Raw genomic sequence first — 13,028 nt, 5'->3', positions numbered from 1 at the left:
CAGGAGGTTTCATGACATCCAACGGTCAGCTCTTCATCGGCGGCGAGTGGACCGCCGGCGCGGGAACGACGACGTTCGAGACCCTCGACCCGGCCACGGGCCAGACTCTGGGAACAGCCGTCGAGGCGACCGAGGCCGACGTCGACGCCGCCGTCGAGGCGGCCACGCGGGCGTTCGCCGACCCCGGGTGGCGAGGGATGCAGCCCTCCGCACGCGGACGGTTGCTGTGGCGCCTCGCCGATCTCGTCGAGGAGCACGCCGGCGAGCTCGGCGAGCTCGAGAGCAAGGACCAGGGACAGTCCGTCGGTTTCGCCCAGGGCAGCATGGCCGGCGCCGCCGACATGCTGCGTTACTTCGCCGGCTGGTGCACCAAGCTCGCCGGCACCGTCTCCCCGGTGTCGGTGCCTGGCATGCTGCACTACACGCGGCGCGAGCCCGTGGGTGTCTGTGCCCTGATCACGCCGTGGAACTTCCCGCTCTCGATCGCCGTGTGGAAGCTCGCGCCCGCGCTGGCGGCGGGCAACACGGTCATCGTCAAGCCGGCCGAGCAGACGCCGCTGACCACCCTCCGGCTGGCCGAGCTGTGCGCCGAGGCGGGCGTCCCCGCGGGCGTGGTCAACGTCCTGACCGGCGGCCCGGAGGTCGGGCGGCGCCTCGTCGAGCACGACGGCGTCCACAAGGTCTCCTTCACCGGGTCGACGGACGTGGGGCGAGAGATCGTCCGCGCCTCCGCGGGGAACCTCAAGCGGGTCAGCCTCGAGCTCGGCGGTAAGGCGCCCAGCATCGTGATGAAGGACGCCGACATCGACGCGGCCGTCACCGGCAACCTGCTCGGCGGGCTGGTCAACAGCGGGCAGGCGTGCGCCGCGTACAGCAGGTTCTACGTGGACTCCAGCCGGGTCGACGAGTTCACCGAGAAGCTGGCGGGCGCCATGTCGGGCATGAAGGTCGGCCCCGGCACGTCTCCGGACAGCCAGCTCGGCCCGATGGTCTCCGCCGAGCACCTCGAGAAGGTCGAGAGCTACGTCGGGCGCGGCGTCGCCGAGGGTGCGGAGGTCGTGGTCGGCGGCAAGCGGGCGGGCGGTGACCTGAGCTCGGGGTACTTCTTCGAGCCGACCCTGTTCCGCGGCGTCGACCACTCCATGGAGATCGCCCGGGACGAGATTTTCGGACCGGTCCTGCCGGTCATCTCCTACGACGACCCGGACGAGCTGGTCGCCCGCGCCAACGACACCCAGTACGGGCTGGTGGCCTGCGTCTGGACCTCCGACGTCGCACAGGGGCACCGGCTGGCGCACCAGATCCGGGCCGGCGAGGTGTACGTCAACACGCTGCCGATGCTCGACCCGGCGGCCCCGTGGGGCGGCTTCGGGGCCAGCGGCTGGGGACGCGAGATGTCGGGGGAGGCGCTCGACTCCTTCACCGAGACCAAGGGCGTCTGGGTCAACGTCGGCACCTGACCCGGCACCGTGCGTCGCTACTGATCGCGCGGCGCCCGGTTACCTCGTCCGGTCGCCGCCGACGGTCCGTCGTCGAGGCGGTCGAGCAGGTCGACGGCGGCACGCGCGTACTCGCCGATCCACCGGTCGTAGATCCGCTTGAGGGGGGTCGGGGCGAGCGTGAGGTGGCGCTCGCGGCCGACCTTGCGACCGATGACGAGATCTGCTCGCTCCAGCACGCGCAGATGCTGCAGAACCGTGGTGCGGTCCAGCTCGGGGAAGTGGTCGCACAGCTCGCCCGTGGTCCGCGAGCCCGGCTTCAGCGCGTCGAGCATGCGGCGCCGCGTGGGCGAGGCGAGGGCCTTGAACACGAGATCGTCGTCCGACCCCTTGTCTTCGGTGCTCGACACGTTGTAAAAATATCACATGAACACCACGACCCAGCTCTCCGAGCTCACCTTCACCGTGTCGGGACGCGTCTCGCGCCCCTGTGTCGAGGTCTACGAGGCCGTCGCCGACCCCGAACAGCTCTCGAAGTACTTCACGACCGGCGGGGCGCGTGGACGCCTCGAGCCGGGCAACGACGTCACCTGGGGCTTCCACGACTTCCCGGGCGCGTTTCCCGTCACCGTGGTCAGCGCGGAGCCGCCTCGGCGCATCGTCATCGAGTGGGAGGGGGAGGCAACCACGGAGAAGGGCGTGACGACCACGACCTTCGAGTTCGAGCCGATCGACGGCGACACCCGCACCCTCGTGACCATCTCGGAGTCGTCGTGGCTTCCCACGGCCGATGGCGCGAGGAACGCCTTCGGCAACTGCGAGGGCTGGACCAGCATGCTCAACGCGCTGAAGGCGTGGGTCGAGCACGGCATCAACCTGCGGGAGGGCTTCTACAAGTAGCTCTGACACGGGACGCCGGAGGGGCGCCCCGGCGAAACGAGACGAGGCCCGGGTCTCGACCATGCTGACGGTCGAGATCCGGGCCTCATTCGCGTGGGTGAGTGACGGGACTTGAACCCGCGACATCCGCGACCACAACGCGGCGCTCTACCAGCTGAGCTACACCCACCATCGCCGCCGTCGGGACTTGTGTCACCCCGTGGCAGCAGTCCACGAGCATAGCCGACAGATAGCAACCTTCCGTAACCCCTGAGCGGTGGTCTGGGTCACCCTGCGTCGCCCTCCGAAGCCCACGTCGCCTTGGCGGCGAGCTTCTGCAGGACCCCGACGGTCGGGTCGGCGGCCACGGCCTCGGCGGCCGCCTTCACCGTCGGGGAGTCCGGACCTTCGCCCTTCGGGAAGAGAGCTGCCCGGTAGTAGCGCAGCTCGTCGATCGATTCGAGGATGTCCGCGAGAGCTCGGTGCCCGCCGGCCTTGGCGGGGGAGTGGAAGTAGGCACGTGGGTACCACCGGCGGGCCAGCTCCTTGATGGAGGACACGTCGATGATCCGGTAGTGCAGGTGGTCGACGAGCTCGGGCATGTCGCGGGCGAGGAACGTGCGGTCGGTGCCGACGGAGTTGCCGGCCAGCGGCGCCTTGCGGGCCTCGGGGACCCAGCCGCGCACGTACTCGAGGACCCTGGACTGCGCCTCCTCGACGCTCAGGCCGTCGTCGAGCTCGTCGAGCAGGCCGGACGTCGTGTGCATGGCACGCACGACGTCGTTCATCTGCTCGACCGTGCCCTCGGTGGGAGCGATGGTCAGGTCGATCCCGGAGTCGACGGGCACGAGCTCGGAGTCGGTGATGATCACCGCCACCTCGATCAGGGCGTCCTTGTCCAGGTCCAGACCCGTCATCTCGCAGTCGATCCAGACAATCGGGTCTTTCAGGGTGGTTCGTCGGCTCACCCGCACAGGGTACGTGCCGTCACAGACGGGCCTGCCGCTAGCCGGCCGTTTGCCGCAGCCAAACCTCGAGCCGGCGACGTTCGTCGTCGCGCACGTTCCGATCCCGGGCCCGCCGTGCGGCCATCTCCGGAAGCACCGCCGTCACGGCCGCCTGATCGAGGCCGGCCGCGTAGTCGGCGACGAACCGTTTCCGGAACGTCGCGACGGTGGCTCGCATCCACCAGGGCGCGTCCACGGTGGACGTTGCCAGGATGATCCAGGTGTTGGCCAGGTCGGCCTCGGGTGGCCCCGACCGTGCGTTCGCCCAGTCGATGAGCACCGGGCCGTCCGGGCTCATCAGCACGTTCATCGGGTGCAGGTCGAGGTGGAGCAGCGTGTCGCCGGGGATCCCGCTCGGCGCGACCTCCGCGGGGGCGGGCACGCGATGGACCGCCTCGTGCAGATCGTGGACCAGGCCCGCCACGGCGCTGGTCCGCCAGGGCCGGCGGACCAGCTCCGCCTGGAGCGTCGGGCCGACGACCTTGTCGAGCACGATCCCGCCGTCGTCGGTGACCTCGTGCACGGCCGGGACGGGGGCTCCGCCGGCACGAGCCGCGGCCATCAGCGCCGCCTCCGTGGCCAGGCTCCGCCCGTCCCGCGCCCTGCGCAGGACGAGTCCGCCACCGAGGTCGTAGATGTCGGCGTCCCGCCCGCGGGCCAGGAGGCGACCGGCCTGGCCGGTCACGGTCGCCGTCGTCGGTCGGCGAGGTGGGGCACCCGGCCAGCGAACCGACGCCGCAGCGCCGTGTCAACGCCATCGCCGTCCACTTCGGGAGTGATCAGATCCGCGTCCGAGCCCGCCACGGGCTCAGATCTGGTGCGGCATACTGGGATCGCGGGCGTGCGGCAACGGATGCGGTGCCGTTGGAAGAGCTCATCGCCTGGCTCGACCGGATGCCTGCCCGTGCCCCCGTAGCTCAGCGGATAGAGCAGGTCACTTCTAATGACAAGGTCGCAGGTTCGAGTCCTGCCGGGGGCGCCCAGACCGGCCTCGACCGACGCCGATCCGTGCCGCTCCGCAGACAATCGTCGCACGTCGGGGCTTTGTCCCCTCACAATGGGCGGGTGACCACGCCCGCCCATCCCGCCTCCGCCAACCAGGAGGCCGCCGCAACGTCGCGCCACCCCCGCCTGGCCGTCGTCACGGACCTGCAGGACGACGTCGAAGCCATCGCCTTCCCGATCGACCTCCCTGGCGCCACCGACCTGCAGACGCTGCGCGAGCGGGTCCTGACGCAGATCGGCACGCGGCTGCTGCCGCGCCTGCGTGACGAGGAGGCACCGGCCGTCGTCGTCTTCGGCGGTTCGACGGGCGTCGGGAAATCCACGCTGGTCAACTCCCTCCTCGGGGCCGAGGTCACCGAGGCGAGCGTGCTACGTCCGACGACCCGCCGGCCCGTCGTCGCGATCCATCCCGAGGACCTGACGCTCGTGGAGGGCCGGCCGCTCACCGAGCTGGGCACCGTCGTCACCCAGGAAGACGTCCCGGCCGGTCTGGCCCTGCTCGACGCGCCCGACCTGAACTCCGTAGACGCCCGCAACCGGTCGATGGCCAACCAGCTGCTCGAGACGGCCGACCTGTGGATCTTCGTCACGACCGCCTCCCGGTACGGTGACGCCCTGCCCTGGAAGCTGCTCGCCGACGCGCACGAGCGCGGCATCACCACCGCCGTCGTCCTCAACCGGGTGCCGAGCACGGTGCTCGCCCAGGTCCGCAAGGATCTGATGGGCCGCCTCGACGGCCTGGGTCTCGGTTCGGCGCCCCTGTTCGTCATCCCCGACGTCGGACCGCACGAGGGCCCGCTCGAGCCGGCCACCGTGGCCGAGCTGGCGGCCTGGCTGCGCCTGGTCGCGGACCGCGCCCGTGCGGCCGGCGTGGTGCGGCGCACCAACCGCGGCATCTGGACGGGACTGCGCGAGCAGATCCTCGCCCTCGCCGACGGGACGGACGCGCAGGCCGACGCGGCCGCCAGCCTTCGCGCGCGAGCCGAGGGCGCGGCCGAGGCGCAGGCCGCCGCTGTTCGGGAGGCGATCAGCGCTGGCCGCGCCGGCCTGGGCGCGCCGACGACGCGGTGGCTGGCCATGGCCTCGACCGGTGGCCCGCTGGCGCCCCTGGTTCGCAAGCGGCGGGTGGGCCGCGGCTTCCGCGGCCGGGCCCAGGCGGCACGCGAGGCCGCCGCGCGGTCGCTCGCCGAGGAGTCGGCCGCCGCGCTGGGGCTGGTCCTCACGGACGCCCTGCGCCGGGCCTCCGCCGACGCGCGCAGTGCGTGGACGGACTCCGAGTCCGCGACCGGTCTCGGCGCGGACCGCCTGCTGGCGTCGGTGGAGCCCGACGGGGCCGAGCAGGAGGCGCGTCAGGTCGTCGAGGCCTGGCGTGCTGCGGTCCGCCAGCACGTCGGCGACGGCGGATCGGCGCTCAGCCCCGAGGGGCTCGCCGGCCTCGTCGCGGTCGGGGCCGCCGGTGTCGCGGGCGCCGCCGACGCCGCCGAACGGCTCGCCCCCGGCGCAGTCGAGAAGGCCCGCACGGATCTCGTCGACAGGGCCGAGACAGCGGTGCGTGCCGCCGTCGCCCCGTACCTGGCCGAGCTCGACGCACTCCCGATCCGGCGTGGCACCGCTCTGCGGCTGCGCGCCTCAGAGCTGAAGGAGCACGCATGACGTCCACGTCCACGTCCGAGACCGCACCGGCCGGCACGGAGGCCATGGAGGCGTCCAGGCTCGCCGACCACGCCGACGCCCTCGTCGTCGGGCTCGACACCGCCGGAGACCTCGTCGATCCGGACCTGGCGGACCGGGCTCGCCGTGACCTGGACGCGGTCGCCGCCCGCCTGGAGCGCGGCGGTGACCGCACGGTGGTGGCCCTCGTGGGCGGGACCGGCTCCGGCAAGTCCTCGTTGTTCAACGCCATCTCCGGCCTGCGGTTCGCCGACGTGGGGGCGTTGCGCCCGACGACGGAGGTTGCCGCGGCCTGCGTCTGGGGCGAGGAGGCGGATTCGCTGCTGGACTTCCTCGAGGTGAGCCCCGATCGCCGAATCCAGCGCGAGTCCCTGCTCGACGGCGACGCCGAGCGCCCGCTGCACGGCATGGTCATGCTCGACCTGCCCGACCACGACTCCATCGCGGAGCACCACGCGGAGCTCGTCGACCGGCTGCTGCCGCTCGTCGACCTGCTCGTCTGGGTCGTCGACCCGCAGAAGTACGCCGACGAGGCACTGCACGAGCGCTACCTCCGCGGCCTCGCCGGGCGTCGCGACGCCATGCTGGTGCTGGTCAACCAGGCGGACACGCTGCCCGAGGGCGCGGTGGAGCGCATCATGACCGACATCTCCGCGCTCCTCGCCGAGGACGGGCTGGACGGCGTGCGCGTGCTCCCGACCTCCGCCGTCGACGGCACGGGTATCGACGAGGTCCGCGCCATCCTCGCGGAGGTGGTCGCGCGCCCGTCCGTGACCGTGCGGACCGCGCAGGCCGAGGTCGACGCCGTCGCGAAGCGGCTCGCCGGGGCTGTCGGGCCGGCCGAGCCCGAGGTCGACGACGTCGACGCCGAGGTCGACGCGCTAGCTCGTGCAGCGGGTCTGGACTCGGTGACGGCGTCGCTGCGCTCCGCGGGGAAGGGGGCGTCCCCGAGCGCTGTCGCGCGGCCCGAACCGCCCGCCGAGTCGACCGTGGCGGCCGTCCGTGACGGTTGGGTCGCCGGTGTGGGGCAGCGACTCCCGCCCCGGTGGTCGGCGGCGGTCGAGGCGGCCGTGCCGGATGCACAGACCATCCGTGCGGCCGTGACCGAAGAGGTCGAGGCCGTGCCCGTCCCGCTGGCCGGGTCCCGTCGAGCGGTCAGGTTCTCGGTGCTCGGCGCTGTGCTGGCGTGCCTCGCAGTCGTATGGGTGATCCTGGGCCTCACCGTGCTCGACGTGCCGATCCTGGCACTGGTGGTTCCGGCCCTGGTGCTCGTGGCGGCCGGTGGCGCGCTGGTCGGCGCCGGCGTGGCGGCCAGGCGCACGCACGCGGAGAGTGCTGCGCAGGAGTACCGGGCGGAGGTCCTGCGGCGGGTCCGCGAGGTGGTGGGCCGTACCTTCGTCGAGCCGGTCGTCCCGGTGCTCGAGCGGCACCGCGTGCTGCGGACCGCGCTCTCGGACTGAGCTCGGGCGGGCTCTCGTCGGCCCAGGTGCTCGACTGCCGTCTGTTGCACGGCGGCCTGGGCGACGCATGCGGGTGCCACGGGCGCCCTGCGCTCGACCAGCTCATCCACAGGCCGCACGTCATGCCGCCCCGTGCACATCGGCGAGCGGCTCCTCTGCGTACCCCGCGACCTCCCCGGCACTGTGCCTGGACGGCCGGCACCGTGTCGGGCGATCGCCAGTGAGGAGCACAACATGAACGAGATCCAGGTCTGCGTCTCCGGATGGATGGGAGGCGACCCGGTCCGTCAGGTCGTCTCGAACGGCAGGAGCTACGCCCGTTTCCGGGTCGCATCGACGCCCCGCTACTACGAGCGAGCGACCGACACCTACCGTGACGGCCCCACCCAGTGGTTCACCGTCAAGGTCTGGAACGAGCTGGGCGAGAACGTGATCGCCAGCATGGGGAAGGGCCAGCCCGTGGTGCTGCGCGGCACGCTGAGCACCGACACCTGGGAGGGGGAGAACGGCGAACGCTCGACGTCGGTCGTCACGGCCAACGCGATCGGCCATGACCTGCGGGCCGGTACCTCCAAGTTCACCCGCACGGTGCGGTCGTCGTCGTCCGAGGGCGGTGACTCGCCCGGAGAAGGCGACGGCACCGCCGCCGGAGCGGAGAGCGGCACAGGCGTGACGGCGTCGGACGACGACGGCGCCCTGACCGGACCGGACGGCGCTCGTTACGAGGCCGAGGTGCTGGAGGACGATCTCGAAGCCGAGCCGGCAGGCGTCTGACCGAGCCGGTGGGGGCGTCGGCCCCACCCGGCAGGCGTCTGAGGGACCAAGATTCCTCTCGGTTCCACCGCATCGCTGTGTCCTGACTACCCTGGAACCGACGTGGCCGCCCAGGCGAGGGTGGCCGATCCACGTATGTGATGCGGAGAGCAGTGGCTGAGTACATCTACTCCATGGTCCGGGCACGCAAGGCCCACGGTGACAAGGTCATCCTTGACGACGTCACCATGGCGTTCCTGCCGGGTGCCAAGATCGGCATGCTCGGGCCCAACGGTGCCGGGAAGTCCACGATCCTCAAGATCATGGCGGGCATGGACACGCCGTCGAACGGGGAGGCCCGACTGAGCCCGGGTTACAGCGTCGGCATCCTCGAGCAGGAGCCGCCGCTGAACGAGGAGAAGACTGTCCTCGGCAACGTGCAGGAGGGCGTCGGCGAGATCCTCACCAAGGTCCAACGGTTCAATGAGATCGGCGAGCTCATGGCTGAGCCCGACGCCGACTTCGACGCGCTGATGGAGGAGATGGGCAAGCTCCAGACCGACATCGACGCCGCCAACGCGTGGGACCTCGACTCCCAGCTCGCCCAGGCGATGGACGCCCTGCGCTGCCCGCCGCCGGACGCCGACGTCACCGTGCTGTCCGGTGGTGAGCGGCGCCGGGTCGCGCTGTGCAAGCTGCTCCTGGAGCAGCCCGACCTGCTGCTGCTGGACGAGCCGACGAACCACCTCGACGCCGAGTCGGTGCTGTGGCTCGAGCAGCATCTCGCGAACTACGCCGGTGCCGTCATCGCCGTCACCCACGACAGGTACTTCCTCGATCATGTGGCGGAGTGGATCGCGGAGGTCGACCGCGGCCGCCTCTACCCCTACGAGGGCAACTACTCCACCTATTTGGAGAAGAAGTCGGCGCGCCTGGAGGTCCAGGGCAAGAAGGACGCGAAGCTTCAGCGGCGCCTGAAGGAGGAGCTGGACTGGGTCCGGTCCTCGGCGCGTGGCCGTCAGGCCAAGTCCAAGGCACGACTCGCCCGGTACGAGGAGATGGCGGCCGAGGCCGACCGGACCCGCAAGCTCGACTTCGAGGAGATCCAGATCCCGCCCGGCCCGCGGCTCGGCCAGGTCGTCATCGAGGCCTCGGACCTGCGCAAGGGGTTCGGCGACCGGCAGCTCATCGACGGGCTGTCATTCTCGCTGCCGCCGAACGGCATCGTGGGCGTGATCGGACCGAACGGCGTCGGAAAGACGACGCTGTTCAAGACGATCGTCGGCCTCGAGCCCCTCGACGACGGCAACCTGAAGATCGGCGAGACCGTCAAGATGTCCTACGTCGACCAGTCACGTGCGGGCATCGACCCGAACAAGACCCTGTGGGAGGTCGTCTCCGACGGGCTCGACTTCATCCAGGTCGGCAAGGTCGAGATGCCCTCGCGTGCCTATGTCTCGGCGTTCGGGTTCAAGGGCCACGACCAGCAGAAGCCGGCCGGTGTCCTCTCCGGCGGAGAGCGCAACCGGCTGAACCTCGCGCTCACCCTGAAGCAGGGCGGCAACCTGCTCCTGCTCGACGAGCCCACCAACGACCTCGACGTCGAGACGCTGGGGTCGCTGGAGAACGCCCTGCTGGAGTTCCCGGGCTGCGCCGTCGTCGTCAGCCACGACCGGTGGTTCCTGGACCGCGTCGCCACCCACATCCTGGCGTGGGAGGGCACGGACGAGGAGCCGGCCAACTGGTACTGGTTCGAGGGCAACTTCGAGTCGTACGAGAAGAACAAGGTCGAGCGGCTCGGACCGGACGCGGCGCGGCCGCACTCGGTCACGTACCGCAAGCTCACCCGCGACTGACGGCATGGCGCGCCTGGTCATCCCGATCCAGATCCGGTGGAGCGACGTCGACGGGTATCAGCACGTCAACAACGCCAAGATGTTCACCCTCCTCGAGGAGGCGCGCATCACGGCCTTCTGGGCCTCCACGCCCGGCGACGCCGAGTTCGCCGGTGCGGGAGGTTCCGGCGACATCAGCGCGACGGACGCTCCCGACGCACCTGGCACCAAGATCCTCGCCACCGGTCCCGGTTCGGGCACGAACACCTTCATCGCCCGACAGGAGATCGAGTACCTCGCGCCGCTGCCGTACACGCTGCGGCCGATCGAGGTCGAGCTGTGGATCTCGCACCTCGGTGGGGCCAGCATCGACGTCTGCTACGAGGTCGCCGGCCCGGACGGGCCGTCGGCGCGTGCGATGACCACGCTGGTGCTCGTGGACGAGAAGACGGGCAAGCCGCGGCGCATGACCGACGACGAGCGGGCCGCCTGGGAGGTGTACCGGGATGAACCGGTGGCGTTCCGGCGCCGATCTTGAGCCGCTGAGCCGCTGAGCCGCTGAGCCGCTGAGCCGCTGAGCCGCTGAGCCGGTGAGCCGCTGAGCCGCTGAGCGTCGGCGGCGAGACGAACATCAGTCGCGGATCTGGGGCTGACCTACTTGGTAGGTCGCGAGCCGACTTGCCGGTCCGGCCGGGTGCCCTTCTCCGGTGATCAACCGAGGAGCTCGAGCACGGCGCGTTCGACCGCGCCGTGTGTGTCGGGCGGTTCAGGCTCGCCCGGGTTGTCGGTGCGGCGAGCGAGACTGGTGTCGATGAAACGGCCCCGTTCGGCCATGTCGAGGACCCGGGAATCGATGTAGGAAGACCGCGCGATGGTCGGGGTGTTCCCGAGGTACTCGGCTACCGTGGCGATGGCCGCGCGCTCCGCACGCTTGTATGCCGTGCGGCTCGTGGCGTTCGGGGCGTGCACCGCAAGCTCGAGAGCCGCCAGCACGGTGCCGTGCCAGGTGCGGAAGTCTTTCGCCGATGCGTCCGGTCCTAGCCGTTCCTTGACGTAGTCGTTGATGTCCGTGCTTGTCAGGTTCCGCCAGCCGGAGGGCGACCGGTAGGCCAGCAGCTCCTCGCCGCCGCCGCGGCGACGACGCATCATCGTGAGCGGCCCGAGCAGTTCCTCGTCATAGAGCACGAGGTTGCGGGACTGACCCGACTTGGCTTCGTAGGAGAACGTCATCTCTCCGTTTCGAGCGATGCGGACATGCCGCTTGAGCAGCGTCGCCAGACCGAAGCTGCCGTTGTTGTGGGCGTAGGACTCGTTCCCGACGCGGAAGAAGCCGAGGTCGAGCAGCCGGAAGGCGACGGCCTGGGCACGCCGAAGCGGCATGTCGGGCTGGCGCAGGTCGCTCGTGGCCTTTGCCCGTGCTGTGGGCAGTCGGCGCGCCAGCTCTAGTACGCGCTCGTGCTTGGCGGCGTCGCGACTCTCGCGCCAGGCGGGGTGGTACAGGTACTGCCGTCTTCCGGCGTCGTCGGTCCCGACCGCCTGGATGTGGCCGTTCTCGACTGGACAGATCCAGACGTCACGCCATGCGGGCGGGATGACAAGTCCCTTGCACCGACTGATGACCTCCGGGTCCTCGATGCGGCGGCCGTCCTGGTCGAGGTAGACGAAACCACGCCCGGCACGCCGCCGTCGTAGGCCGGGGCCGTGCACGCGGACCCGGCGCAGCCTCATCGAACTCCTCGCACGCGACCAGTGTGCGATGTGTCGTCACAGTCCGCTCGGTGGAAGCCGTGGGCCGGCGCCACAGTCGCGACTAGCGCATGCGGCAGTGCTCGGCAGCTATCTGAACCGGCATCAGTCCCACGGCAGGAGAGCAGCGCAGTTCTGGCAATGCAGCCATGGCGCCTGGGGAGTTCGTGCGGCACTCATGGCGTTGTGCCCGGGGCCCTTAGATGGTGTATCGCTCGGGTTTTCCACAGTTCTCGGAGGGTCTGGACCCGATGTGGGTGGGCTCGTCTAGTGTTGTACGTATGTTCGAAGCATCGGAGTCGGGGCGTGAAGGTCCTGGCGAGCGGCCCGCGGCGGGTGTGGTCCGTCCGGGTGGGTGGAGCGTGCTGGAGCAACTGATGTTCCGGGCGGTCAGGATCATCGCCGCGCCGACCGGTGATGCTGGTGACCCGCACGTCGTTCTCGATGACCTCACCAGGTCGGTCGATGCCCGGCGAGGCGAGGGGTGGCGGACCGCGTATCGGCTCGCGCGGCATGTGAGCCGCGAGGCCGGGGCGGGGTCCGGGCCAGGTGAGAACGCATCTCCCGATGCTGCCGATGTCACCGACGCCCCCGATGCCGGCAGTGTCGCCAATGTCCCCGATGCCGCCGATGTCGCCGATGCCGCCAATGTCCCCGATGCCGCCAATGTCCCCGATGCCGCCGATGCCGGCAGTGTCGCCGATGCCCCCGATGCCCCCGATGCCCCCGATGCCGCCGATGCCGCCGATGCCGCCGATGCCGCCGATGCCGCCGACGCCGATGCTGCCGATGCCGACGCTGCCGATCCCGACCGTGCCGACGGTGCCGGTGGTTGCGCTGGTGGGTCGGCTGCGGAGGTGGTCGCGGCTGCGGCGTCGGTCACGGGGGTGGAGCTGGCGGTCCTGCTCGAGCGTCTGGATCTGAACACTCTGGATGAGGGGGACGCGGTCGATGCGGTCGTGGCCTGGGGACGGGTCGTCTCCTACGCCCAAGCCAAGCAGGGCCAGGCCGCGGCCCGGCTGGAGCAGTGCCTGGGTGACCTGTACGGCGTGCCCGATGCCGACGCGACCCGTACCGGACGCCCCGGCACTGGTGTGCGGCGCTCGACGATGCCGCGGGCCGCGACCGAGGTCGCGATGTGTCTGGGCCTCACCCGCCAGGGCGCTGCCACGCTCGTGCGGACCGCGATGATGCTCAACGGGCCGTTGTTCGCCACCGGTGAGGCCCTGGAGA

The 13,028-nt window shown here is 70.8% G+C and carries 11 protein-coding genes, 2 tRNA genes and 1 pseudogene; 9 read left to right on the top strand and 5 right to left on the bottom strand.

The genetic code is table 11. The annotated features are described in order from the left end of the window. Positions 1–11: 11 nt before the first annotated feature. Positions 12–1,460 (top strand): aldehyde dehydrogenase family protein, encoded by a 1,449-nt coding sequence (locus ABD907_RS20630; protein ID WP_345219159.1) that lies wholly within the window; start codon positions 12–14, stop codon positions 1,458–1,460. A 17-nt stretch (positions 1,461–1,477) separates the two neighbouring features. On the opposite strand, the gene ABD907_RS20625 is transcribed toward ABD907_RS20630, so the two are convergent. After that, positions 1,478–1,849: an ArsR/SmtB family transcription factor gene (locus tag ABD907_RS20625; RefSeq protein ID WP_345219158.1), complete on the bottom strand. Its 372-nt coding sequence runs from the start codon at positions 1,847–1,849 to the stop codon at positions 1,478–1,480. A gap of 16 nt (positions 1,850–1,865) precedes the next feature. Here ABD907_RS20625 and ABD907_RS20620 point away from each other — a divergent pair, with 16 nt between their 5' ends. Continuing rightward, positions 1,866–2,339 carry an SRPBCC domain-containing protein gene (locus ABD907_RS20620; protein WP_345219157.1) on the top strand — a complete coding sequence of 158 codons (474 nt, stop codon included), beginning with the start codon at positions 1,866–1,868 and terminating at the stop codon, positions 2,337–2,339. A gap of 96 nt (positions 2,340–2,435) precedes the next feature. On the opposite strand, the gene ABD907_RS20615 is transcribed toward ABD907_RS20620, so the two are convergent. The 3 genes from ABD907_RS20615 to ABD907_RS20605 all read right to left on the bottom strand — a co-directional run bounded on the left by ABD907_RS20615 (position 2,436) and on the right by ABD907_RS20605 (position 4,010). Continuing rightward, positions 2,436–2,508: transfer RNA gene (locus ABD907_RS20615), tRNA-His, on the bottom strand. Between the two features lie 97 nt (positions 2,509–2,605). After that, entirely contained in the window at positions 2,606–3,235 is a 630-nt protein-coding gene (gene orn / locus ABD907_RS20610) for an oligoribonuclease (RefSeq protein ID WP_425555808.1), read from the bottom strand. 88 nt (positions 3,236–3,323) lie between these two features. Next, entirely contained in the window at positions 3,324–4,010 is a 687-nt protein-coding gene (locus ABD907_RS20605) for a phosphotransferase (protein ID WP_345219155.1), read from the bottom strand. 221 nt (positions 4,011–4,231) lie between these two features. Between ABD907_RS20605 and ABD907_RS20600 the strand changes: the two genes are divergently transcribed. The 6 genes from ABD907_RS20600 to ABD907_RS20575 all read left to right on the top strand — a co-directional run bounded on the left by ABD907_RS20600 (position 4,232) and on the right by ABD907_RS20575 (position 10,587). Continuing rightward, positions 4,232–4,304: transfer RNA gene (locus ABD907_RS20600), tRNA-Arg, on the top strand. 86 nt (positions 4,305–4,390) lie between these two features. After that, on the top strand, positions 4,391–5,983 hold the full coding sequence (locus ABD907_RS20595) for a GTPase (protein ID WP_345219154.1): 1,593 nt from the start codon (positions 4,391–4,393) through the stop codon (positions 5,981–5,983). Next, entirely contained in the window at positions 5,980–7,461 is a 1,482-nt protein-coding gene (locus ABD907_RS20590; protein ID WP_345219153.1) for a GTPase, read from the top strand. Before ABD907_RS20595 ends, ABD907_RS20590 begins: the two co-directional genes overlap by 4 nt. Positions 7,462–7,695: 234 nt before the next feature. Next, the gene (locus ABD907_RS20585) at positions 7,696–8,235 is read left to right on the top strand and encodes a single-stranded DNA-binding protein (RefSeq protein ID WP_345219152.1); all 540 of its coding nucleotides are present in this window, start codon (positions 7,696–7,698) and stop codon (positions 8,233–8,235) included. A gap of 152 nt (positions 8,236–8,387) precedes the next feature. Continuing rightward, entirely contained in the window at positions 8,388–10,070 is a 1,683-nt protein-coding gene (ettA, locus tag ABD907_RS20580; RefSeq protein WP_345219151.1) for an energy-dependent translational throttle protein EttA, read from the top strand. A 4-nt stretch (positions 10,071–10,074) separates the two neighbouring features. Continuing rightward, a complete protein-coding gene (locus ABD907_RS20575; RefSeq protein ID WP_345219150.1) occupies positions 10,075–10,587 on the top strand; it encodes an acyl-CoA thioesterase in 513 nt (170 codons plus the stop codon). A 173-nt stretch (positions 10,588–10,760) separates the two neighbouring features. Here ABD907_RS20575 and ABD907_RS20570 read toward each other — a convergent pair whose 3' ends face one another. After that, positions 10,761–11,777, bottom strand: coding sequence for a DNA topoisomerase IB (locus ABD907_RS20570; RefSeq protein ID WP_345219149.1), 1,017 nt, complete (start codon positions 11,775–11,777; stop codon positions 10,761–10,763). A gap of 299 nt (positions 11,778–12,076) precedes the next feature. Here ABD907_RS20570 and ABD907_RS20565 point away from each other — a divergent pair. Beyond that, a pseudogene (locus tag ABD907_RS20565) lies at positions 12,077–13,028 on the top strand (hypothetical protein); the annotation flags it as partial.

The organism is Georgenia halophila (assembly GCF_039541595.1).
The sequence above is the reverse complement of the archived record's forward strand: the minus strand, read 5'-3'. Positions and strand labels throughout refer to the sequence as shown.